Here is a 22140-nt window from a genome sequence, read left to right as displayed (position 1 = left end):
AGATAAAGAAAAGAATGTACATTTCAGAATGCAGGTTTTAGATTTTTTGAAGCAATAGTTTTGGTCTTTTAATCACGTTTAGTCCCGCTATCCACTTGTATCTTTTTTGTCTCGTTCTCCAAACGAGACAAAAAAGGATACCGCTTCTATCGGGGCTAGAATTGAAGTTCTAGTTTTCAGAAGATCTTTTTAGTTTGAGTGTTTAAATGGTCTGTGGTTTTTTTGTCATGCTGAGCGGAGTCGAAGCCCGTAAGCAGCTCGACAAAGATTGACGATTTTGATTGTAGAGTTTCTTGCGGGGATTCCTCGTTCCTCGGAATGACAAACTAAACGTTGAAAAAATATTTGTATAAGAAATTAAACAAAAAACCTCAGTATCTTAGCAACTTACAACCTCAGAACCTTTCAAAAAAAATGAAATATATAAAAGCCCTTTTACTCTTACTTTTAGTTACAAGCTGCCAGGTTACCGAAACCATAACCATCAATCCCGACGGAAGCGGAAGCATTGAAGTTTTTCAGCTTCGGGACGAAAACAGTTACATGCAGTTTGGAAGGTCCTTTTCAGATTCAGAAAAATTTAGAGATACAATTTTTGTTTTTCAGGATTACATCACAAAATATAAAGAAACCTTTGTCAGATTTAGTAAGTCTGATCAGGCATTGTTTCAGGAACACGCCAATGTTAAAATGCATATAAAAGCAGATCCAATTCAAATGGAAAATTTTCAGATCGTTTCTTATGATTTTAAAAAAATAGAAGAAATACCAAATGTTTATGAGAGTCTTACTCTGGCAAATTCTTTAAAAGAAAACTACCCAATTTCAAAATCATCCTTTAAAATACAATACACTTTTGATGGCACTACTTTTAAAAGAAGTTTAGTAATACAAGACCAGAAAAAATTTGATGAGGATAAAAAAATGATCGAGGATAGGAAGAAAATGTTGGCTAAATATAAAATAGTGCAATCCTATACTATAAAATGTCACTTTCCCAGAAAAATAGAATCAGTTTCAAACGAAAAAGCAATTATTAGTCCTGATAAAAAGACCGTTACAGTCGAATTTCAACTTTTAGATTTTTCTCAAAACCCTCAAATGTCAGATTTAGAAATAGTTTTGGAGAAAAATCAATTAAACGATTAAACAAATACCCAGTTAAACATTTTGAAATAGAGTTTGTATCTTTGATAAAAAATTAACCATGATGAAATTATATAAATTACTTAGTTTTTCTTTTTTAATAGCAACATTAACAAGTTGCACGTTTACCGAAAACATGTATGTTAATGATAACGGAACAGGAAAATTTTCTGTTGACATGGATGGCTCGGCTCTAATGGAAATGGCTGGAGATCAATTGGGAAACCAAATGGGAGCAGACGCTAAAAAAGCGATCGATTCCACTTTTACCTTCAAAGAATTAATTGCAGAAAAGAAAGATAGTATTGCAAAATTATCTCCGGAAGCTCAGGCGCAAATTAAAAAAATGGAGGATTTTGTAATCAATTTAAAAATGAATGCTGAACAAAAACAGTTTCTATTAAATATTTCAACCGATTTCAAAAACGTAAATGAATTGCAGGATATGCTGCAGTCGATGAGCACGCTTCAAAAAATGGAAGCCGGAGCAAATCCTTCAACACCATTTTCAGGCTTAGGAGACAACAATAGCAAACTAAATTATACTTACGACGGAAAGAAATTTACTCGTAAAGCAATTATAGATAAACAAAAAAGCACCGAGAAAGTTAATGATTCTGCGGCAGATATGTCGAATATGATTTTTGCATCTTCGAATTATGTTTTAAAATATCATTTTCCTAAACGCGTTAAAAAGGTTTCAAACCCAACGGCCTTGTTCAGTGAAGATCGAAAAACAATTACCATTCAATATCCATTTACGGATTATATGGAAAACCCCGACAAACTTAACTTTGAAGTAGAGTTTGAAAAATAATTAAAATGAATAAAAAAATACAACTTCAGGATTTAGGTCGTAAAGATTATAAAGAAACCTGGGAGTATCAGGAAGAACTTTTTAAGGATATTGTAGACTTAAAAATCAAAAATAGAAGAGAAGAACTTGCGTTAGAAACGCCAAATTATTTGCTTTTTGTAGAGCATCCGCATGTGTATACATTGGGTAAAAGTGGTGATTTCGAAAACCTTTTATTAAACGAAAAACAACTCGAAGCAAAAGGAGCGACCTTTTATAAAATTAATCGTGGTGGTGATATTACGTATCACGGGCCAGGACAAATTGTAGGTTATCCGATTCTTGATTTAGAAAATTTCTTTAGTGATATTCATAAATATTTGCGTTTTCTCGAAGAGTCTATTATTTTGACTTTAGAAGAATACGGTTTAAAATGTGGCCGAAGCGAAGGTGAAACTGGTGTTTGGCTAGATGTTGGAACTCCATTTGCACGTAAAATTTGCGCGCTTGGCGTACGTGCTTCACGCTGGGTAACTATGCACGGATTTGCTTTGAACGTAAACGTAGATTTAGGTTATTTTGATAATATTATTCCGTGTGGAATTCGGGGAAAAGGCGTAACTTCATTACAAGTTGAACTTGGTGTAGAAAAAGTCGATGAAGAAGAAGTAAAAGCTAAAATTGTAAAACATCTGACAAATTTGTTTGAAGCAGAATTTGTTTAGAAAATCATCTTAAATAGCAGTTGCAAAAAGCTGAAGAAAATAATGTTAATCATTATTTTCTTCAGCTTTTTGCATTTTCATAAAAAATTAAAAATGTCAAGATGATTTTTATTTTACAATTAAATGCAAAGCAAAAAAAAAATTAGAAGACAATTTTTTTTAAATATCACTAAATAATTTAGAAATTATTAGAATAAAACTATTTTTATTAAATACTCATTATTAAGTAGTTATCAATTTATTTAAATTGCATATTTTTGTTTTATAAGAATTTCTCTAATGTTTTTTAGTGATAGTTTCAATTATAAGTTTTTAAATATTAGAAACATATTTTCTAAAGCCTTCAAATTTAAGTAAAGCCTAACTACAGATTTGTCAAGATTTATTGATTGCTGTCAAAATGCCAGTATAGCTTATTAAAAATATTCTGAGATTGAAAACAATTTTAAAAAAAATACGGGCATCTTTGGGCGAAAGCAGAAAGTTAAGCTGGATCAGACCAGATTAACTAAATAGTAAATCTAAACATAAGTTAATTTTTAAGAGATTCTATGGGTTTATTTTTTGTTCTAAAATTTAAAACAAATTAAAATGAAAATATTTTTTTTAATTCTCTTAATTCTCTTCTCTTTAATATCCTATTCACAAACAGGAATAATTAAAGGAAAAATTATTGACAAACAATCTGAAAAACCTCTTTCTGGCGCTGCAATTGAATTAATTGGTTCTGAAAACATTCAGGACGTCTCAGATGAACAGGGGAATTTTAAAATTCTAAATATCCCAACAGGCCGACAAAATCTTAACATTACGCTTATTGGTTACGAAAGCACTTCGATTTCTGACATAGATGTAACTTCTGGAAAAGATGTGCTCATAACAGTTTCAATGATTGAGCAGTTTAATACGCTTGATGAAATAGTTATTTCTTCCGGTTCCAATAAATCCAAGCCAATTAATAAAATGGCAATCGTTTCAACCAAACAATTTAGTCCAGAGGAAGTGAGCCGTTATTCAGGAGGAAGAAGTGATGTGGCACGTTTGGTTTCCAATTTTGCCGGAGTTTCAACAGGAGATGATACTCGAAATGACATTGTGGTTCGTGGAAACTCACCTTCGGGAATGTTATGGCGTGTCGAGGGAATTCCGGTTCCTAATCCAAATCATTTTGCGACTTTAGCCACTACCGGCGGACCTGTTTCGGCATTAAATCCAAATCTTTTGGCAAATTCAGACTTTTTAACTTCAGCGTTTCCTGCTGAATATGGGAACGCGCTTGGCGGTGTTTTTGATTTGGGATTTAGAAAAGGTAATCCTGATGATTACGAATATATGGTGAGTGTGGGAGCATATCCAGGAGTAGAAGCGATGGCCGAGGGACCTTTAGGGAAAATCGGCGGTTCTTTTCTTGTTGCTGCTCGCTATGGTTTTGTAGGGATTACTGGTTTGGCCGGAACAGCTGCACAACCCCATTATCATGATATTAGTTTTAATGTTGATTTCGGAAAACATAAAATCGGTAATTTTTCCATTTTTGGAATTTATGGTGCTTCAAATATTGATTTTCTTGGGGAAGATATTGATGCAGATGATCCATTTGCGGCTAAAGACGAAGATGGGTATGTGACTTCTGAGTTTACTTCTGTTGGTTTAAAGCACACTTTGGATATTGGAGATAACTCTTATTTAAAAACAATATTAGGATTTGCAAATTCTGGTAATACTTATATAAATGATCGTTATTATGATTACGGTACGCCAGACGAAAATAAATTGCGTTTTCAGGATAATGATAATAACGAAAACAGAATTACATTTTCGACCTTATTCAATTCAAAAATCAATAAAAAAGTAACCATCAGAACCGGACTGCTTTTCGAAAATTACACACTCGATTCGAATGTAGCCTCTAGAGACAGGCAACAAGATAATGATGGCGATGGATATCCCGATTTAGTACAGCTTATTTCTACAAATGCAAATTATAATATTGTTCAGCCGTATGCTCAGGTGCAGTTTCGATTGACTGAAAAATTTACTCTTAACGGTGGTATTCACGGACAGTATTTTTCTATTAACAAAGAATTTGCTGTCGAACCCAGAATGGCATTTTCCTATGCTATCAACGGTCGAAACAGTGTAAGTTTTGGTTACGGAATTCATCATCAAAATGTGCCTGTGCCAATTTTGTTTTTGAATGAAAATGTAAATGGAGTTCTAACGCAGACTAATAAGGATTTGGATTTGGTGCAAAGCCAGCATTTTGTTTTGGGATATGATATCAGACTGGCTAAAAAATGGCGCGGGAAAATCGAGGTTTATTATCAGGACATTGCAAAAGCTGGTGTCGAATCGTTTCCAAGTAGTTACTCTTCCTTAACTGAAGGTGCAGATTATGGCTACTCGATTGATAAAACTTCTTTGGTGAGTAATGGAAAGGGCTTTAATGAAGGGATCGAATTTACCCTTGAAAAATCTTTTAGCGACGGTTATTATTGTTTGCTTACCACTTCAATTTTCGAAAGTAAATATGAAGGCAGCGACGGAATTGAAAGAAATTCTCCTTTTAATAACGGATATGTATTAAATGTGTTGGGAGGGAAAGAATTTAAAGTAGGCAAAGAAAGAAAAAATGTTTTTTCTATCGATACCAAATTTACAACTGCAGGCGGACGCTATTACACACCGGTTGATTTGGCAGCATCTATGGAGGCTGGTTACGAAATAAAAGATGATGCCAACGCCTTTAGTCAGCAATACGATCCATATTTAAGATTAGATGTGAAGTTTGGCTTTAAAATCAATAGTAAAGTCAAAAAAAGATTTCATCAGTTTTATATTGATTTGCAAAATGTCACTAATCATACCAATATTTTTGCTTTAGAATACAATAGGTTGACCAATAGTATCAGTCAAAAAGACCAAATTGGTTTTTCACCGGATTTTGGATATAAATATCAGTTTTAGAAAAATACAGCTTCAAACAAAAAGGTGTGTCAATTGGGACAAGCCTTTTTATTCTTCAAAAAAATTCAATTCCAATTGATCGGGTAAAAGCCTGAAACTCATTCGATGGTATTTTGTTGTGCCATATTTTCGAATAGCGTCACGATGTTCTTTTGTGGGATAACCTTTGTTTTGCTTCCAGTTGTACATTGGGAATTCTTCATGAATCATGTCCATGTATTCATCGCGATAGGTTTTTGCTAATACAGAAGCCGCGGCAATACTCAAAAATTTGGCATCACCTTTTATAATACTTTGATTCGGAATTGATTTTAACAGTTGAATTTCTTCTGCAGAAAATTGTTTTCCAAAACTATTCTTCAAACCTAATTTTGCATTTAGGGAACGGTTTCCATCCACAATAATAAATTCGGGAACCTGCTTTAATTTTAAGATGCATTCCTGCATTCCTTTCATCGAAGCATTCAGGATATTTATTTCATCAATTTCGTCAGGGAGCAAGTGTGTAACCGCAAAACAAACAGCATGCTGTTCAATAAGTGGCTTTAAAAGTGCTCTTGTTTTTTCTGATAATTGTTTACTGTCGTTTAAAAATTCATGCTCAAAATGAGTTGGTAAAATTACGGCAGCAGCGGTTACAGGACCGGCCAAGCAGCCACGACCGGCTTCATCAGTGCCAGTTTCGAAAATAAATCCGGAGAAATTTTTTTCAAGCATTTTTTAAAATTTTCAACCACAATATTATAAAATTTTCTTCGAAAATATCCGTTCTTTTACTATTTGCTAAAGCATAGGTATAAATTGAAGTGTTTTTTTATTTATACGTTTTTATCTTTTACCTTTGCTTAACAAATTTTGCCAAAATAATTATATATAAAGCTATCAAATGAGAATACTCTTTTTTCTATATCTATTAATTGTACCCGTCTTAATGTTTTCGCAGGAAAAGACAACTTCTAAGAATAATTTAGATATGAATACAAAATATTCAAGTATAAATGATACACTGAAAAAGAAAAAAGCAAAAGTAGCAACGATTGATCAATATAGAATTATTACTCTGGAGCATGACACTATTTATGCTGATACATCATTAACGCTAAAAAGTGCCTACAAACAAAATCATCGCAGAAAGGATAATTTTGGACTTATGCCTTTTTCTAATATTGGTCAAACTTACAATACATTACAATACAGTCTGACAGATTATTCTCCGTACCCGGAAATTGGATTTAAAGGAAAACATTTTGATTATATTGAAGCTAGCGAAATACGATATTACTCGGTTGCAACGCCATTCACTGAGTTATTCTTTAATACAACAATAAACAAAGGGCAAAATTTAGATTCCTTTATAACGCTGAATACCTCTAAAAATCTTAATTTTTTCGTGGCTTACAGAGGATTGCGATCTGAAGGAGATTACATCAATCAATTAGTAAGTACAGGAAATTTTAGAATTGGAACAAGTTATTCTACAACAAATCGACGATATGTTTTAAATGCTCATTTTACCTTTCAGGATATTTCCAATGAAGAAAATGGCGGAATTACAACTCCTAATGATTTTGAGAGTGGTGATCCGGATTTTAAGAACCGTCAGCGTTTACAAGTTTATTTGACAGATGCTAAATCGTTCTTAAAAGGAAACCGTTTGTTTTTTGATCATGCTTTTAGGGTGAATTCAAAAGAAGGAAATAATAATTTATATGTAACACATCAATTCAATTACGAAAATAAATTTTTTGAATACACACAGCCAACTGTTCTTTCAACCGTTGACAATACTTTTGTTCAGCGTTTTGGCGAATCTTATGTTACAAATGGTATCAACGACCAGACACGTTTTGAAAAATTATACAATAAAGCGGGACTTGCTTATGAAAATATACTTTTAGGTAAATTTTCGTTTTTTCTGGATGATTACAGATCTAATTATAAATACGGGAGAATTATCATCGATGAATCAGGTCGCGTTATTCCGGATAATTTATTCTTGCAGATTAATAATTTTGGAGGACAATACGAATACCAGAAAAATAAATGGAATGGCCGATTTTTATACACAAGATCAATTACAAACCAATCGCTTTCTGATTTAGATGCAAAATTGAGATATAATTGGAATGAGAAAATACAATTTGATTTTAGATACCGCAATATCAATAAGCTGCCAAATAATAACTACAACTTGTATCAAAGCAGTTATGTAGAGTATAATTGGTCTAATAATTTTAAGAACGAAAAAATCAATCAACTTAGTGCCAATGTTTATACGCCGTGGCTTAATGCAGAGGTTCAATATTCAATTTTAAAAGATCATTTGTATTTTGAAGATGTTTCTACAGATGCACAAATTGCAGCTCAAACTCAAATTATAAATCCGGCGCAATACGGAAATGTCATCAATTATTTATCTGTTAAGGCAAGTAAAGAGTTTAAATTTGGGCCTTTTGGTTTAGATAATACACTTTTATATCAAAAGGTGGATCAATCTGATATGATTTTGAATGTTCCTGATTTTGTAACCAGAAATACATTTTATTATTCGGGTTTCTTTTTTAAGAAAGCACTGTATATGCAGTCAGGAATTGTATTTAATTATTTTACCAAATATTATGGTAATGATTATAATCCTGTTATTGGGGAATTTTTTGTGCAAAATAAGAAGGAAATAGGAGGATATCCATTGTTCGATGTTTTTGTAAACGCAAGAATTCGTCAGACGCGATTTTATCTAAAAGCAGAGCACTTAAATGCTTTGTTTTCTAAAAGCGATTATTATGCGGCACCAAATAATCCTTATCGTGATTTTACTATTAGATTTGGTTTGGTTTGGAACTTCTTCCAATAAAATCAGATTATATTTTTTAAACCAAATACTTAAATAAACATAAAATGGACTTTTCAAATAATATTTTAGGGACAATTGGTAATACACCATTGGTAAAACTCAACAAAATTGTTGCTGAAATTGATGCGTTAGTATTAGCAAAGGTCGAAACTTTTAATCCTGGAAATTCTGTAAAAGACAGGATGGCTGTAAAAATGGTCGAAGATGCTGAGGCAGATGGTCGTTTAAAACCCGGCGGTACAATTATTGAAGGGACTTCTGGAAATACCGGAATGGGATTGGCGCTTGTAGCCATCATTAAAGGGTATAAATTAATATGTGTTATATCAGACAAGCAATCTAAAGAAAAGATGGATATTTTGCGTGCTGTTGGCGCAAAAGTTGTCGTTTGTCCTACTGATGTTGAACCTACTGATCCTCGTTCTTATTACTCTGTTTCAAAGCGTTTGGCTGAAGAAACCCCGAATTCCTGGTATGTGAATCAATACGATAACTTATCAAATTCTTTGGCGCATTATGAGCAAACAGGACCAGAAATCTGGAAACAAACGGATGGTAAAATAACGCATTTTGTTGTTGGAGTAGGGACCGGAGGTACAATATCTGGTGTTGGAAAATATCTAAAAGAAAAAAATCCAAATATTAAAATTTGGGGAATTGATACGTATGGTTCTGTTTTCAAAAAATACCATGAGACTGGAATTTTTGATGAAAATGAAATTTACTCTTATATAACAGAAGGAATCGGAGAAGATATTTTACCAAAAAATGTTGATTTCTCTTTGATTGATGGTTTTACAAAAGTAACTGATAAAGATGCCGCGGTTTACACCAGAAAGATTGCTCTTGAAGAGGGGATTTTTGTTGGAAACTCTGCTGGTGCTTGTATTAAAGGGCTATTACAGCTTAAAGAACACTTTAAGCCTGATGATGTTGTGGTGGTGCTTTTTCATGATTCAGGAAGCCGTTACGTAGGTAAAATGTTTAACGACGACTGGATGCGTGAACGTGGTTTCTTAGAAGAAAATGTAACAAAAGCTGAAGATGTAATCAAAGATCATATCGACAAGCAATTAATTGTTGTTCGTACTGAAGAATTAGTTTCCCACGCTATTGAGCGTATGAGAAAATATAAAATTTCGCAAATTCCGGTGGTAGATATTAACGGATTTGTCGGTTCTGTTGATGAAACGGATTTATTCAGAAGTTACGTTGCCGATAAAAATGTAGCCGAAAAACCCATTAAAGAAGTGATGGGGAAACCCTTTCCAATTGTTAAATTAGGAACTCCAATTGAAGAAGTTTCTAAATTATTTACTAAAGAAAATGATGCTGTTTTAGTAGATTTAGAAAATGGGCACCATCATATTATTACAAAATATGATATTATCGGAGCAATAAAATAAGACAATTTTTATAACTTTATGAATCCATAATTCTAATTTTAGTGATTAGATTTATGGATTTTTTTATCTCACATCAAATTTAAGAAATGAACTTTACCGCAATAGATTTTGAAACAGCGACAAGTTACCATCCATGCTCCGTTGGAATAGTTACGGTCGAAAATGGAATTATAGTAGACGAGTTTGTCTCCTTAATTAAACCGCCAAATAACGAATACAATCCTTTTACAATTCAGGTTCATGGAATTTATCCGCGTGATACAGTCAATGCAAAATCTTTTTTACAAGTTTATCCTGAAATAGAAAGAAGACTTAGAAATAGAATTGTGGTGGCGCATAACGAAAGTTTTGACCGGAATGTATTGGTTAAATCGATGGCGCTTCATGGTTTGCAATATGAAGATTTAAATATTGCTTCGAAATGGGAATGCACAGTTAAGATTTACAAATCTAAAGGATTGAAGCCAACGAAACTTAGTGACTGCTGTCGGGAAATGAAGATCCAACTAAATCATCATGAAGCCTTATCTGATGCCCGTGCATGTGCTAAATTATATCTTTTAAGATAAATTAAATTAATTGTAAGATTAGTATTATATTTTTGTTATTTTTAGGCTTTTAAAATTTAATAGAAGTCATAAAATGCGAGAGGATTTTCTTCATTATCTCTGGAAATTCAAGAAGTTTGAAACCTTGAATTTGAAAACAACTACAAATGAGCAGATTACAATTATCAAAACAGGAGATTATTTGCAGCTTTCCGGGCCTGATTTCTTTAATGCCCAAATTAGAATAGGAGATCAGAAGTGGGCAGGAAATGTTGAAATTCATTTAAAATCATCAGACTGGTATGTACATCATCACGAAAAAGATCCAGCTTACGAAAATGTAATTTTGCATGTGGTATGGGAACATGACACGGAAATATTCAGTAAAAATAATAGTGAAATTCCTGTTTTGGTTTTGAAAGATTATGTTCCATCAGAAATAATAAATAATTACAATTCATTAATATCTCCAAAAACATGGATACCATGTGAAAAGCAAATAGCTCAAGTTGAAGAATTTGTTTTTAAAAACTGGCAGGAAAGATTATTTTTTGAACGCCTGGAAAGGAAATCAAAATTTATTTACGAGTTACTTACAGAAACAAATAGCGACTGGGAATATGTTTTATTTTGCTTGTTAGCGAAAAACTTTGGTTTGAATACAAATGGTGAAACATTCTTAAAAATCGCCAAATCTGTTCCGTTTTCAATTATCCGAAAAGAAAGTTTTGAAGTCGAAAATCTTGAAGCATTAATTTTTGGAAATTCTGGTTTATTAGATTGTATAAAGGAAGATGTTTATTTTAAAGATTTGAAAATTAGATATTTCTATCTTTTGAATAAGTATCAATTAGAAAAAGTTTATACAGAGCCATTACAGTTTTTTAAGCATCGTCCTGATAATTTTCCAACAATTCGCCTTTCTCAATTAGCAAGTTTATACAGTAAACATCACAATTTATTCTCCAAAGTGATTAATTTAAAATCAGTAAAAGATGTTTATAGTTTATTTAATGTTTCTACAAGTCTGTATTGGGAAAATCATTATCAGTTTGATAAAGTAAGTCCGAAGAAATCAAAATTACTATCCAGTTCTTTTATAGATTTATTAATTGTCAATACGATTATTCCGCTTCAATTTGCTTATTCAAATAGGATGGGCGAATCAAATTCCGAAGATCTTATTGAATTTATGACTGAAGTGACTCCTGAAAAAAATAGCATTATAAGCAAATTCGAAAGTTTTGGAATAATTCCAAAAAATGCTTTTGAAACACAGACTTTGCTTCAGCTTAAAAATGAGTATTGCAACAACAATGCTTGCTTGCAATGTGCTATCGGAATGGAATTATTAAAGAATAATTAGAAAATGAGTTAATTAGAAAATGAAATAATTAGATAATTTGTACTTTTGTCTAAATCTAAAATCTAAAATTAGAAATGTCAGCAATTTTAAAGCTTAAATTTTTCTTTGAGAAATACGGATTTCATGTTTCATCGCGACTAGCGGATAAACTTGGAATGCGTGTTACAAGTGTGAGATTGTTTTTTATCTACATATCATTTGTAACTGCTGGGTTAGGTTTTGGAATCTATCTGACGTTAGCTTTCTGGATTCGTCTAAAGGATTTAATTCGTGCAAAACGAACATCAGTATTTGATTTATAAAAGTAATTTTCAAGCATAAAAAAAGGGTCATATAATTTTTATATGACCCTTTTTTTATGCTTTTATCTTGAATATTATTTATCAGGATTGTTTAATTTACTGTTTTTCTTACCGTAAACAAAGTAAATAACGATTCCTAACGCCATCCAAACTACAAGTCTTGCCCAGCTTTCATTTGGTAATGAATACATTAAAGCTAAACATATAACGATACCTGCAACTGGTACAAATGGAACCCACGGAGTTCTAAAAGCTCTTGGAGCATCCGGCATTTTTTTACGCATAACCATAACACCAATACATACTAGAACGAATGCCAATAATGTTCCAATACTTACCATATGTCCTAAATCACTTACTGGTACAAGTCCAGCAAATAAACTTACAAAGACTAAAAAGAAAATGTTTGTTTTCCATGGAGTACGGAATTTTGCGTGAATTTCACTAAAGAAAGGAGGTAATAAACCGTCTTTACTCATTGTATAGAATACACGGCTTTGTCCCATAAGCATTACTAACATTACAGAAGTATATCCAGCTAAGATAGCAACAATTAATCCTGTTTGTAAAAAGTCATAACCAGTTACAGCAAAAGCAGTAGCTGCAGGTTTTGCATCTCCTGCAAATTTATAATAAGGTACAAGTCCTGTCATTACGTGAGAGAACAATACGTATAAAAGCGTACAAATTACCAACGATCCTAAAATACCAATTGGCATTCCTTTTTGAGGATTTTTAGCTTCCTGAGCAGCAGTAGAAACAGCATCAAAACCAATAAAGGCAAAAAATACTGTACCGGCTCCGGCAGCAATTCCTGACCATCCAAATTCTCCAAAAACACCTGTATTCTCAGGAATGTACGGAGTATAATTAGTAGGGTCGATAAATTTCCATCCTAATACAATAAAGATGATAACAACAGCGACTTTTATCACAACTAATACGTTGTTTAACGATGCAGATTCTTTAGTTCCTTTTATCAATAATAAAGATAATACTGAAACGATAAATATTGCCGGAAGGTTTACAATTCCACCATGAATTACTGTACCATTACTTAGAGTTAAAGTTTCCCAAGGAGAACAAATTAAATCGGGTGGTAAATGAATTCCGTATTTCGCAAGTAGTTCAAGAAGGTACCGCGACCAGCTCACACCGACAGTTGCGGCACCTAAAGCGTATTCTAAAACTAAATCCCAACCGATAATCCAGGCCATAAATTCTCCCATAGTAGCATATGAGTACGTATAAGCACTACCTGCAACCGGAATCATTGATGCGAATTCAGCATAGCAAAGTCCTGCAAAAGCGCAACCTACTGCTGCTAAAATAAAAGAAATCGTTACTGCTGGACCAGCATGGTCAGCAGCTGCAATTCCTGTTAGCGAAAATAGTCCCGCTCCAATAATTGCTCCAACTCCAAGTGCAACAAGCGAACGTGAAGATAAGGTTCTTTTTAGTCCTTTTTCAGATTCGGATGCTTCACCGAGCAATACCGAAAGAGGTTTAGTTTTCCAAATTGACATACTATTATATTGGTTTATTGTTATTAAGCTCCAAATGTATCGTTTTTTATAAAAAATAAAAACAATTAAATCGTTTTAAGTTATAAAATATCGAAAATTTATGCAAAATACCTAATTTGTGATGCTTAAGTGTTGAGATTCATCAATTTAATTTTGATGTTTGTGAATATAGTATAATTTCGGAGTAATATTTTTTACTATTTTTCTTAATAAATTAATATTTTATTGTTTATTTTATGCTTTTAAAACGATTGAATATTTTATTTTAATGATAAATTTTAAAACGCTCGCATTACATTTTAAATTTACAAGACAGCAACGTACAGGAATTTTTTTACTTTTTTTGATTATTGTCATGTTGCAATTGGTTTACTTTTTCGTAGATTTTAATTTGGATGAAAAAAACTTTCAGGAAGAGAATAAGTGGACTTCTTTGCAATCTGAAATTGATTCTTTGAAATTAGCGAAATATAATGAAAGACCACACGTGTATAAATTCAATCCAAACTTTATTTCAGATTATAAAGGTTATAAACTTGGAATGTCGACTCAGGAAATTGACCGATTGTTTGCTTTTCGAAAAGAAAATAAATATGTAAATTCTGCGGAAGAGTTTCAGCACATAACGGGAGTATCTGATTCTTTACTGAATGTTATTTCGCCTCTTTTTAAATTTCCTGAATGGATTCAGAAAAAAAATAATTTCAAAGTAGATAAAAAAGAATTTGTTCAGAAAACAGATTTTAAAAAAGAAAAGATTGTAATTTTAGATATCAATCAGGCAACGCAGGAAGATTTGATTAAAATTTATGGAGTAGGTGAGGCTTTGTCTTTAAGAATATTAAAACAGAAAGAAATATTAGGTTATTTTGTCTCGATGGAACAAATGAATGATGTCTGGGGGCTATCGCCAGAAGTTATTGCCGAATTGAAGACTCATTTTAAAGTTATATTACCTGTCAATCTTAAGAAAATTGCAATTAATGACGCGTCTTTAAAAGAATTATCTCAATTTCCATATTTCAGATATGCATTGGCAAAACAGATAGTAACCGCTAGAAGTATGGACGGTAATTTTGAAAATATTGAGGATTTAGCAAAAATTAAAGGTTTTCCTGTTGAAAAAGCAAAAATAATTAGTTTATATTTGGAGTTCTAAAAAAAAACAGGCAACAATGAATTTTGATTACAACGAAACACAGTCAATGATTGCGCAGTCTATTAAAGATTTTGCAGAAAAGAACATTAGACCTAATATAATGGAATGGGATGAAGCTCAAATTTTTCCGGTTCCACTCTTTAAGAAATTAGGAGAAATGGGATTTATGGGGGTTTTAGTACCTGAAGAATACGGTGGTTCTGGATTGGGATATCATGAATATATTACGGTTGTAGAGGAAATTTCAAAAGTTGATCCTTCCATTGGCTTGTCTGTTGCGGCTCATAATTCATTGTGTACAAATCATATATTAACTTTTGGAAATGAAGAGCAAAAGAAAAAATGGTTGCCAAAATTAGCAACTGCTGAATATATTGGTGCCTGGGGCTTAACAGAGCACAATACCGGTTCTGATGCAGGAGGGATGAATACAACCGCAGTTAAAGATGGTGATTTCTGGGTTGTTAATGGAGCAAAGAATTTTATTACACATGCTATTTCTGGAGATATCGCTGTGGTGATTGTTCGTACAGGAGAAAAAGGTGACTCTAAAGGAATGACTGCATTTGTCTTTGAAAAAGGAATGGCTGGGTTTTCTTCAGGAAAAAAAGAGAATAAATTAGGAATGCGTGCAAGCGAAACTGCTGAATTGGTTTTTGACAATTGTCGTGTTCCGGATGCCAATAGATTGGGAGAAGTCGGACAAGGATTTGTTCAGGCAATGAAAATATTAGATGGAGGACGAATTTCTATTGGTGCCTTGTCACTTGGAATCGCAAAAGGAGCTTATGAAGCTGCTTTGAAATATTCGAAAGAAAGATATCAGTTTGGACAGCCTATTAGCAGTTTTCAGGGAATTTCATTTAAACTGGCTGATATGGCTACGGAAATAGAAGCTTCAGAATTATTACTTCATAAAGCTGCTTTCTTAAAGCAGCAACACAAACCAGTAACAACACTTGGTGCAATGGCTAAGATGTATGCTTCAGAAGCATGTGTAAAAATTGCAAACGAAGCGGTTCAGATTCACGGTGGATATGGTTATACAAAAGATTTTCCTGTAGAGAAGTTTTACAGAGATTCTAAATTATGTACAATTGGGGAAGGGACAACCGAAATACAGAAATTAGTTATATCTAGAAATTTGTTGAAAGAATAAAGAGTAAAGAGTAAAGAGTAAAGAGTAAAGAGTAAAGAGTAAAGAGTAAAGAGTAAAGAGTAAAGAGTAAAGAGTAAAGAGTAAAGAGTAAAGATTTACGCTAAAATCTATTTTCTTTCTTCTATGTTCTTTTTTCTTAAAAATAATTCATAATTCATACCTCATAATTCAAAATTAATATATACTTTTGCACCCTTAACGAGAGGAGGTGTCTATATTATGTTAATTATACCAATTAAAGACGGAGAAAATATCGATAGAGCATTAAAGCGCTATAAAAGAAAATTTGATAAAACAGGAACTGTTCGTCAACTAAGAGCACGTACTGCTTTTATTAAGCCTTCTGTTATCAAAAGAGCTCAAATTCAAAAAGCTGCTTACATTCAAAACATGAGAGATGGTTTAGAAAGTTAATATCAGACTTTTCAAAAATAATTACCGTTAGCTGTCAAATATTTGATGCTAACGGTTTTTTTATGCTTAATTTTGAGATTATATAATAGGTGTAGTGCTATTAAGTTTTCTGTCAAATAAAAAAAAGTTTATTCTGATGAAATCAAATAAAGATGCTTTTCGTGATTATCTTCAATTGGAGAAAAAATATTCAGTGCATACGGTTAATGCGTATTTAAATGATATTGAATTCTTTGAGACGTTTAATAGAGTTAATTTTGAGCAGGAAAGCATCGAGAAGGTAAATTATGGTCAGATTAGAAGTTGGATTGTTTCTTTGGTAGATCAAAATCTTTCTAATGTATCTGTAAATAGAAAGATGGCTTCGTTAAAGTCTTTTTATAAGTTTCTTTTGAAAACAAAACAAATAGAAGTCAGTCCGATGCTGAAGCATAAAGCATTGAAAACTCCTAAGATTGTCCAGATTCCGTTTTCTGAAAAAGAGCTAACGGATTTGATGCAGCAGGTTGGCTCTCCTGTTGGTTTTGAGGAAATACGTGATAAACTTGTTGTTGATCTTTTTTATACGACAGGAATGCGTAGGGCGGAATTAATACATTTAATGATGCGAAATGTCGATTTGTCTTCCAATATTGTTAAGGTTTTGGGTAAAAGAAATAAAGAGCGTATAATTCCGGTATTGCCAATTATTGCAGATCAGATTAATTTGTATTTAAAGGAGCGTTCTGCTCTTGATGAAATAGTAGATGATGATTATTTTTTTATTTCAAAAAAAGGATTAAAATTAAGTGAATCTTTTGTGTATCGATTAATAAATTCTTACTTTAGTAGGGTCTCTGAGAAGGTAAAAAAAAGTCCTCATGTGCTACGGCATACATTTGCGACTCACTTGCTGAATAACGGAGCGGATTTAAATTCAGTTAAGGAGTTATTAGGGCATTCGAGTCTGGCATCTACACAAGTTTATACTCATAATAGTTTAGCGGAGCTTAAAAAGGTGTATGGTGATGCGCATCCTCGAAATAAATAATACTTCTGAAATGTTTAACCCTAAAATTAATATTATGAAGGTAGATGTTCATGCAGTTAACTTTACTGTTGACCGAAAGTTGGTGGATTTTATTCAGGAAAGAATGGATAAATTAGAAAAATATTACGATCGAGTGGTCTCGGCAGATGTTTTTTTAAAGGTAGAAAGAACAAGTGATAAGGAGAATAAGGCGGTAGAGATAAAGATTAATGTTCCGGGAGATGATTTTTTGGTTAAAAAACAATGTAAGACATTTGAAGAAGCTGTCGAGCTTTCGGCAGAATCTTTAGAGCGTTTACTAGTAAAAAGGAAAGAAAAAATAAGAGCGCATATATAATTGAGCATAATTGAAAATTTTTTTCAAAAAATGTTTTGATACAAAGATAAAATAGCTACATTTGCAGTCCGTTAGAAATAGCGGACTTTTTTATTGATATTGCCAGCGTAGCTCAGTTGGCTAGAGCAGCTGATTTGTAATCAGCAGGTCGTGGGTTCGAGTCCCTCCGCCGGCTCTAAATATTTCAAATGCGATTTGAAATTGTTCATGCAATTATTGATAAAAAAAGGGGAGATACTCAAGCGGCCAACGAGGGCAGACTGTAAATCTGCTGTGTGAACTTCGCAGGTTCGAATCCTGCTCTCCCCACAAAAAAAAAGAAGTTAAGATTTCGGATTGTAGGTTTTGGATTTGTAAAATCTAAAATCTAAATTCAAAAATCTAAAATCAGAACTCTCTGCCGACTTAGCTCAGGGGTAGAGTGCTTCCTTGGTAAGGAAGAGGTCACGGGTTCAATTCCCGTAGTTGGCTCAAGTAAGTAGGAAATTGAAAATTAATATATAACTAAGATTAAAAATTAAGTAAAATGGCAAAGGAGAATTTTAATCGTTCCAAACCGCACTTAAACATAGGTACAATTGGACACGTGGATCACGGAAAAACTACATTAACTGCTGCAATTACAAAAGTATTGTCTGATGCAGGTTACTGTCAAGCAAAATCGTTTGATCAAATCGATAACGCTCCAGAGGAGAAAGAAAGAGGTATTACTATTAATACATCACACGTAGAGTATGAAACAGCTAACCGTCACTACGCTCACGTTGACTGTCCAGGTCACGCGGATTACGTAAAGAACATGGTTACTGGTGCTGCTCAAATGGACGGAGCTATCTTAGTAGTTGCTGCTACAGATGGTCCAATGCCACAAACTCGTGAGCACATCCTTTTAGGTCGTCAGGTTGGTATTCCAAGAATCGTTGTTTTTATGAACAAAGTGGATATGGTTGATGATGCTGAATTGTTAGAGCTTGTTGAAATGGAAATTAGAGATTTATTATCTTTCTACGAATATGATGGAGATAATGGTCCTGTTGTTCAAGGTTCTGCTTTAGGAGGATTGAATAATGATCCTGCTTGGGTACCAAAAATCATTGAATTAATGGAAGCTGTTGATGCTTGGATCGAAGAGCCAGTGCGTGACGTAGCTAAACCATTCTTGATGCCGGTTGAAGATGTATTTACAATCACTGGTCGTGGAACTGTTGCTACAGGTCGTATCGAAACAGGTATTGCTAATACAGGAGATCCAGTTGAAATCATTGGTATGGGAGCTGATAAATTAACTTCTACTATTACTGGAGTTGAGATGTTCCGTAAAATCCTTGATAGAGGTGAAGCTGGAGATAACGTAGGTTTATTGTTAAGAGGTATTGATAAAGAATCTATCAAAAGAGGAATGGTTATCATTAAGCCAGGATCAGTAAAGCCACACGCTACTTTCAAAGCTGAGGTTTATATCTTGAAAAAAGAAGAAGGTGGACGTCATACTCCATTCCATAATAACTACCGTCCACAGTTCTATGTACGTACAACTGACGTAACAGGAGTTATTACTTTACCAGAAGGAGTAGAGATGGTAATGCCAGGAGATAACTTGACTATTAATGTTTCTTTATTAAGCCCAATCGCGATGAGCGTAGGTTTACGTTTCGCTATCCGTGAAGGTGGTAGAACAGTAGGAGCTGGTCAGGTTACTGAAATCGTAGGATAATCCTATAAATATTATAAAAAAAGCCAGTTGATTTTCTTAACCGAAATCACTGGCTTTTAATTACGGGCGTAGTTCAAGGGTAGAATAGCGGTCTCCAAAACCGTTGATGGGGGTTCGAATCCCTCCGCCCGTGCAATATAAAATATATCAAATGACAAAAGTTACTAATTATTTATCAGAGGCTTTCGAAGAGTTAAAGTCAAATGTTACTTGGCCTGCTTGGGCTGAGGTTCAAAAATTGACAATTGTTGTGGCTGTATTTTCGGTATTATTCGCTTTGGCAACATGGGGAGTAGACGAATTTTTTGCAAAAGCTTTGGCTGGATTTTTTAACTGGTTAAAAGGATAATTTTTTTGTGATGGCAGATAATAATGTGAAAAAATGGTACGTAGTTAGAGCTGTAAGCGGACAAGAAAATAAAGTCAAAGCTTACATTGAAACTGAGATTGCCAGATTAGGTATGGGTGATTATGTTTCCCAAGTTTTGGTGCCTACAGAAAAAGTAGTTACTGTAAAAGAAGGAAAAAAAATGTCTAAGGATAAAGTTTACTTTCCTGGATACGTTATGATCGAAGCCAATTTAGTTGGTGAGATACCTCATATTATTAAATCTATTACAAGTGTAATTGGTTTTTTAGGTGAGATTAAAGGAGGAGAACCTGTTCCTTTGAGATTGTCTGAAGTAAATCGTATGTTAGGTAAAGTGGATGAGTTAGCTGTAAATACAGATACTCGTGCGATTCCATTCAACTTAGGAGAAACTGTTAAAGTGATCGATGGTCCTTTTAACGGATTTAACGGTACAGTTGAAAAAATAAATGAAGAAAAGCGTAAACTTGAAGTTATGGTTAAGATTTTCGGAAGAAAAACGCCATTAGAATTAAGTTTTATGCAAGTTGAAAAAGTATAATTTTTTGTTACATATATAATAACCATTGTAATCGCTTCCATTGATTGCAGTGTTAAATTTTTTAAAAATGGCTAAAGAAATTAGTAAGGTAGTTAAACTACAAGTTAAGGGAGGTGCTGCGAATCCGTCGCCACCGGTTGGACCTGCTTTAGGAGCTGCTGGGGTAAACATCATGGAGTTTTGTAAGCAATTTAATGCTAGAACTCAAGATAAACCTGGCAAAATATGCCCAGTGCAAATCACTGTGTATAAAGACAAATCATTTGATTTTGTCGTTAAGACTCCTCCAGCAGCAGTTCAGTTAATGGAAGCTGCAAAGCTAAAATCTGGTTCTGGTGAGCCTAATCGTAAAAAAGTAGCTAGTGTTACTTGGGAACAAATTAGAGCAATTGCTGATGACAAAATGCCTGACTTAAATGCATTCACTATTGAGGCTGCAATGAGTATGGTTGCTGGAACAGCTAGATCTATGGGTATAACTGTATCAGGAGAAGCTCCTTTTTAATTAAGAAAAAGACATGGCAAAATTAACAAAAAAGCAAAAAGAGGCTGCTTCAAAAATTGAAAAGAACAAACTATATTCTCTTAAAGATGCTGCGGCATTATTAAAAGTAGTTGCTTCTGCAAAATTTGATGAGTCTGTTGATATCGCAGTTCGTTTGGGTGTAGATCCAAGAAAAGCGAATCAAATGGTTAGAGGTGTGGTTACATTACCTCACGGAACAGGTAAAGACGTTAAAGTATTAGCATTGGTTACTCCAGATAAAGAAGCGGAAGCTAAAGAAGCTGGGGCTGATTATGTAGGTCTTGACGATTATTTACAAAAAATTAAAGATGGTTGGACAGATGTTGATGTAATTATCACGATGCCAGCTGTTATGGGTAAATTAGGTCCATTAGGTCGTATTTTAGGACCTAGAGGTTTAATGCCAAACCCTAAAACGGGTACTGTAACTATGGATGTTGCAAAAGCTGTTGCAGAGGTAAAAGCTGGTAAAATTGACTTTAAAGTTGATAAAACTGGTATCGTTCACGCAGGAATTGGTAAAGTTTCTTTTGGAGCTGAGCAAATTGTTGACAACGCACACGAAATTATTCAAACATTAATAAAACTTAAGCCAACTGCTGCTAAAGGTACCTACATTAAAGGTATTCACCTTACAAGCACTATGAGTCCTGCTATTGCATTGGATCCAAAAGCAGTATAATTGGTAGTTAAAAATTTTTAGTATGACTAGAGAAGAAAAATCAATCGCGATTGAAAATTTAACTGCGCAGTTAGCTGGTACAAATATCATTTATGTATCTGATATTTCTGGATTAAACGCAGAAACAACTTCAAACTTACGTAGAGCTTGTTTTAAAGCAGGTATCAAATTAGAAGTTGTAAAGAACACTTTGCTTGCAAAAGCAATGGAAGCTTCTTCTAATGATTATGGTGATTTACCTTCAGTATTGACTGGTAACAGTGCTATCTTCATTTCTGATGTAGCTAATGCGCCTGGAAAAATTATCAAAGATTTCCGTAAGAAATCTGATAAACCAGTTTTAAAAGGAGCTTACATCAATTCTGAGGTATATATTGGAGATAATCAATTAGATGCATTAGCAACTATTAAATCTAAAGAGGAACTTCTTGGAGAACTTATTGGATTATTGCAATCACCAGCTCAAAGAGTTATCTCTGCTTTACAAAATCAATTCGCAAACAGCGAAGAGACAGAAGCATAATAACACATGCAGGGAATGTTATTTCCTTGCTGCTTAATTAGCGCACAAT

At 33.4% G+C, this 22140-nt stretch carries 22 protein-coding genes and 4 tRNA genes; 24 read left to right on the top strand and 2 right to left on the bottom strand.

Features of this window, described 5'->3' with window-relative positions:
* The first annotated feature begins 414 nt into the window (after positions 1 to 414).
* The 4 genes from J2X17_RS17620 to J2X17_RS17605 all read left to right on the top strand — a co-directional run bounded on the left by J2X17_RS17620 (position 415) and on the right by J2X17_RS17605 (position 5634).
* Positions 415 to 1149 (top strand): hypothetical protein, encoded by a 735-nt coding sequence (locus J2X17_RS17620; protein WP_310300985.1) that lies wholly within the window; start codon positions 415 to 417, stop codon positions 1147 to 1149.
* A 58-nt stretch (positions 1150 to 1207) separates the two neighbouring features.
* Positions 1208 to 1963, top strand: coding sequence for a hypothetical protein (locus J2X17_RS17615; RefSeq protein ID WP_310300981.1), 756 nt, complete (start codon positions 1208 to 1210; stop codon positions 1961 to 1963).
* A gap of 5 nt (positions 1964 to 1968) precedes the next feature.
* The gene (lipB, locus tag J2X17_RS17610; protein WP_310300977.1) at positions 1969 to 2667 is read left to right on the top strand and encodes a lipoyl(octanoyl) transferase LipB; all 699 of its coding nucleotides are present in this window, start codon (positions 1969 to 1971) and stop codon (positions 2665 to 2667) included.
* Positions 2668 to 3258: 591 nt separating this feature from the next.
* On the top strand, positions 3259 to 5634 hold the full coding sequence (locus J2X17_RS17605) for a TonB-dependent receptor (RefSeq protein ID WP_310300974.1): 2376 nt from the start codon (positions 3259 to 3261) through the stop codon (positions 5632 to 5634).
* 48 nt (positions 5635 to 5682) lie between these two features.
* On the opposite strand, the gene J2X17_RS17600 is transcribed toward J2X17_RS17605, so the two are convergent.
* On the bottom strand, positions 5683 to 6351 hold the full coding sequence (locus J2X17_RS17600; RefSeq protein WP_310300971.1) for a ribonuclease HII: 669 nt from the start codon (positions 6349 to 6351) through the stop codon (positions 5683 to 5685).
* Positions 6352 to 6520: 169 nt separating this feature from the next.
* Here J2X17_RS17600 and J2X17_RS17595 point away from each other — a divergent pair, with 169 nt between their 5' ends.
* The 5 genes from J2X17_RS17595 to J2X17_RS17575 all read left to right on the top strand — a co-directional run bounded on the left by J2X17_RS17595 (position 6521) and on the right by J2X17_RS17575 (position 12110).
* Positions 6521 to 8488: a putative porin gene (locus tag J2X17_RS17595; RefSeq protein ID WP_310300968.1), complete on the top strand. Its 1968-nt coding sequence runs from the start codon at positions 6521 to 6523 to the stop codon at positions 8486 to 8488.
* Positions 8489 to 8532: 44 nt separating this feature from the next.
* Complete coding sequence (locus J2X17_RS17590; protein ID WP_310300965.1) at positions 8533 to 9894, top strand: pyridoxal-phosphate dependent enzyme; 1362 nt, start codon at positions 8533 to 8535, stop codon at positions 9892 to 9894.
* Positions 9895 to 9980: 86 nt separating this feature from the next.
* Complete coding sequence (locus J2X17_RS17585) at positions 9981 to 10463, top strand: 3'-5' exonuclease (protein ID WP_310300962.1); 483 nt, start codon at positions 9981 to 9983, stop codon at positions 10461 to 10463.
* A 73-nt stretch (positions 10464 to 10536) separates the two neighbouring features.
* Entirely contained in the window at positions 10537 to 11808 is a 1272-nt protein-coding gene (locus J2X17_RS17580; protein ID WP_310300959.1) for a DUF2851 family protein, read from the top strand.
* 74 nt (positions 11809 to 11882) lie between these two features.
* On the top strand, positions 11883 to 12110 hold the full coding sequence (locus J2X17_RS17575) for a PspC family transcriptional regulator (protein WP_026985787.1): 228 nt from the start codon (positions 11883 to 11885) through the stop codon (positions 12108 to 12110).
* Between the two features lie 74 nt (positions 12111 to 12184).
* Here the strand turns inward: J2X17_RS17575 and J2X17_RS17570 are convergent, their stop codons facing one another.
* Complete coding sequence (locus tag J2X17_RS17570) at positions 12185 to 13636, bottom strand: amino acid permease (protein WP_310300956.1); 1452 nt, start codon at positions 13634 to 13636, stop codon at positions 12185 to 12187.
* Between the two features lie 271 nt (positions 13637 to 13907).
* Between J2X17_RS17570 and J2X17_RS17565 the strand changes: the two genes are divergently transcribed.
* From J2X17_RS17565 to rplJ, 15 genes are all read left to right on the top strand, one after another.
* Positions 13908 to 14795, top strand: coding sequence for a ComEA family DNA-binding protein (locus J2X17_RS17565; protein WP_310301136.1), 888 nt, complete (start codon positions 13908 to 13910; stop codon positions 14793 to 14795).
* Between the two features lie 16 nt (positions 14796 to 14811).
* Entirely contained in the window at positions 14812 to 15954 is a 1143-nt protein-coding gene (locus J2X17_RS17560) for an acyl-CoA dehydrogenase family protein (RefSeq protein WP_310300954.1), read from the top strand.
* A 219-nt stretch (positions 15955 to 16173) separates the two neighbouring features.
* Complete coding sequence (gene rpsU / locus J2X17_RS17555) at positions 16174 to 16368, top strand: 30S ribosomal protein S21 (protein ID WP_026985791.1); 195 nt, start codon at positions 16174 to 16176, stop codon at positions 16366 to 16368.
* A 136-nt stretch (positions 16369 to 16504) separates the two neighbouring features.
* A complete protein-coding gene (locus tag J2X17_RS17550; protein WP_310300949.1) occupies positions 16505 to 17398 on the top strand; it encodes a tyrosine-type recombinase/integrase in 894 nt (297 codons plus the stop codon).
* 34 nt (positions 17399 to 17432) lie between these two features.
* The gene (gene hpf, locus J2X17_RS17545; RefSeq protein WP_017496722.1) at positions 17433 to 17735 is read left to right on the top strand and encodes a ribosome hibernation-promoting factor, HPF/YfiA family; all 303 of its coding nucleotides are present in this window, start codon (positions 17433 to 17435) and stop codon (positions 17733 to 17735) included.
* Positions 17736 to 17836: 101 nt separating this feature from the next.
* Positions 17837 to 17910: transfer RNA gene (locus J2X17_RS17540), tRNA-Thr, on the top strand.
* A gap of 53 nt (positions 17911 to 17963) precedes the next feature.
* Positions 17964 to 18044, top strand: a tRNA-Tyr gene (locus J2X17_RS17535).
* 90 nt (positions 18045 to 18134) lie between these two features.
* Positions 18135 to 18206 (top strand) — tRNA-Thr (locus tag J2X17_RS17530).
* Between the two features lie 55 nt (positions 18207 to 18261).
* Positions 18262 to 19449 (top strand): elongation factor Tu, encoded by a 1188-nt coding sequence (gene tuf / locus J2X17_RS17525; RefSeq protein ID WP_007807448.1) that lies wholly within the window; start codon positions 18262 to 18264, stop codon positions 19447 to 19449.
* 62 nt (positions 19450 to 19511) lie between these two features.
* Positions 19512 to 19582: transfer RNA gene (locus J2X17_RS17520), tRNA-Trp, on the top strand.
* Positions 19583 to 19600: 18 nt separating this feature from the next.
* Positions 19601 to 19798 (top strand): preprotein translocase subunit SecE, encoded by a 198-nt coding sequence (gene secE, locus J2X17_RS17515; RefSeq protein WP_041517377.1) that lies wholly within the window; start codon positions 19601 to 19603, stop codon positions 19796 to 19798.
* 10 nt (positions 19799 to 19808) lie between these two features.
* Positions 19809 to 20360: a transcription termination/antitermination protein NusG gene (nusG, locus tag J2X17_RS17510; RefSeq protein ID WP_029273444.1), complete on the top strand. Its 552-nt coding sequence runs from the start codon at positions 19809 to 19811 to the stop codon at positions 20358 to 20360.
* Between the two features lie 67 nt (positions 20361 to 20427).
* On the top strand, positions 20428 to 20865 hold the full coding sequence (rplK, locus tag J2X17_RS17505) for a 50S ribosomal protein L11 (RefSeq protein ID WP_029273445.1): 438 nt from the start codon (positions 20428 to 20430) through the stop codon (positions 20863 to 20865).
* 13 nt (positions 20866 to 20878) lie between these two features.
* Entirely contained in the window at positions 20879 to 21568 is a 690-nt protein-coding gene (gene rplA, locus J2X17_RS17500) for a 50S ribosomal protein L1 (RefSeq protein ID WP_017496725.1), read from the top strand.
* A 22-nt stretch (positions 21569 to 21590) separates the two neighbouring features.
* On the top strand, positions 21591 to 22091 hold the full coding sequence (gene rplJ, locus J2X17_RS17495; protein ID WP_310300934.1) for a 50S ribosomal protein L10: 501 nt from the start codon (positions 21591 to 21593) through the stop codon (positions 22089 to 22091).
* Positions 22092 to 22140 lie beyond the last annotated feature (49 nt).

The sequence above is a fragment of the Flavobacterium aquidurense genome (assembly GCF_031458035.1).
In the GTDB taxonomy this organism is placed as follows: Bacteria; Bacteroidota; Bacteroidia; order Flavobacteriales; family Flavobacteriaceae; genus Flavobacterium; species Flavobacterium aquidurense_C.
Note: the sequence above shows the minus strand (reverse complement) of the source record. Positions and strands in the feature narration are given on the sequence as shown.

Coding starts and splice junctions, on each gene's coding strand:
- rplK (WP_029273445.1), top strand. CDS start 20,428: ATGGCTAAAGAAATTAGTAAGGTAGTTAAACTACAAGTTAAGGGAGGT.
- J2X17_RS17620 (WP_310300985.1), top strand. CDS start 415: ATGAAATATATAAAAGCCCTTTTACTCTTACTTTTAGTTACAAGCTGC.
- J2X17_RS17615 (WP_310300981.1), top strand. CDS start 1,208: ATGATGAAATTATATAAATTACTTAGTTTTTCTTTTTTAATAGCAACA.
- hpf (WP_017496722.1), top strand. CDS start 17,433: ATGAAGGTAGATGTTCATGCAGTTAACTTTACTGTTGACCGAAAGTTG.
- J2X17_RS17605 (WP_310300974.1), top strand. CDS start 3,259: ATGAAAATATTTTTTTTAATTCTCTTAATTCTCTTCTCTTTAATATCC.
- tuf (WP_007807448.1), top strand. CDS start 18,262: ATGGCAAAGGAGAATTTTAATCGTTCCAAACCGCACTTAAACATAGGT.
- J2X17_RS17570 (WP_310300956.1), bottom strand. CDS start 13,636: ATGTCAATTTGGAAAACTAAACCTCTTTCGGTATTGCTCGGTGAAGCA.
- J2X17_RS17590 (WP_310300965.1), top strand. CDS start 8,533: ATGGACTTTTCAAATAATATTTTAGGGACAATTGGTAATACACCATTG.
- J2X17_RS17575 (WP_026985787.1), top strand. CDS start 11,883: ATGTCAGCAATTTTAAAGCTTAAATTTTTCTTTGAGAAATACGGATTT.
- J2X17_RS17550 (WP_310300949.1), top strand. CDS start 16,505: ATGAAATCAAATAAAGATGCTTTTCGTGATTATCTTCAATTGGAGAAA.
- J2X17_RS17560 (WP_310300954.1), top strand. CDS start 14,812: ATGAATTTTGATTACAACGAAACACAGTCAATGATTGCGCAGTCTATT.
- rpsU (WP_026985791.1), top strand. CDS start 16,174: ATGTTAATTATACCAATTAAAGACGGAGAAAATATCGATAGAGCATTA.
- rplA (WP_017496725.1), top strand. CDS start 20,879: ATGGCAAAATTAACAAAAAAGCAAAAAGAGGCTGCTTCAAAAATTGAA.
- lipB (WP_310300977.1), top strand. CDS start 1,969: ATGAATAAAAAAATACAACTTCAGGATTTAGGTCGTAAAGATTATAAA.
- rplJ (WP_310300934.1), top strand. CDS start 21,591: ATGACTAGAGAAGAAAAATCAATCGCGATTGAAAATTTAACTGCGCAG.
- nusG (WP_029273444.1), top strand. CDS start 19,809: ATGGCAGATAATAATGTGAAAAAATGGTACGTAGTTAGAGCTGTAAGC.
- J2X17_RS17595 (WP_310300968.1), top strand. CDS start 6,521: ATGAGAATACTCTTTTTTCTATATCTATTAATTGTACCCGTCTTAATG.
- J2X17_RS17600 (WP_310300971.1), bottom strand. CDS start 6,351: ATGCTTGAAAAAAATTTCTCCGGATTTATTTTCGAAACTGGCACTGAT.
- J2X17_RS17585 (WP_310300962.1), top strand. CDS start 9,981: ATGAACTTTACCGCAATAGATTTTGAAACAGCGACAAGTTACCATCCA.
- J2X17_RS17580 (WP_310300959.1), top strand. CDS start 10,537: ATGCGAGAGGATTTTCTTCATTATCTCTGGAAATTCAAGAAGTTTGAA.
- secE (WP_041517377.1), top strand. CDS start 19,601: ATGACAAAAGTTACTAATTATTTATCAGAGGCTTTCGAAGAGTTAAAG.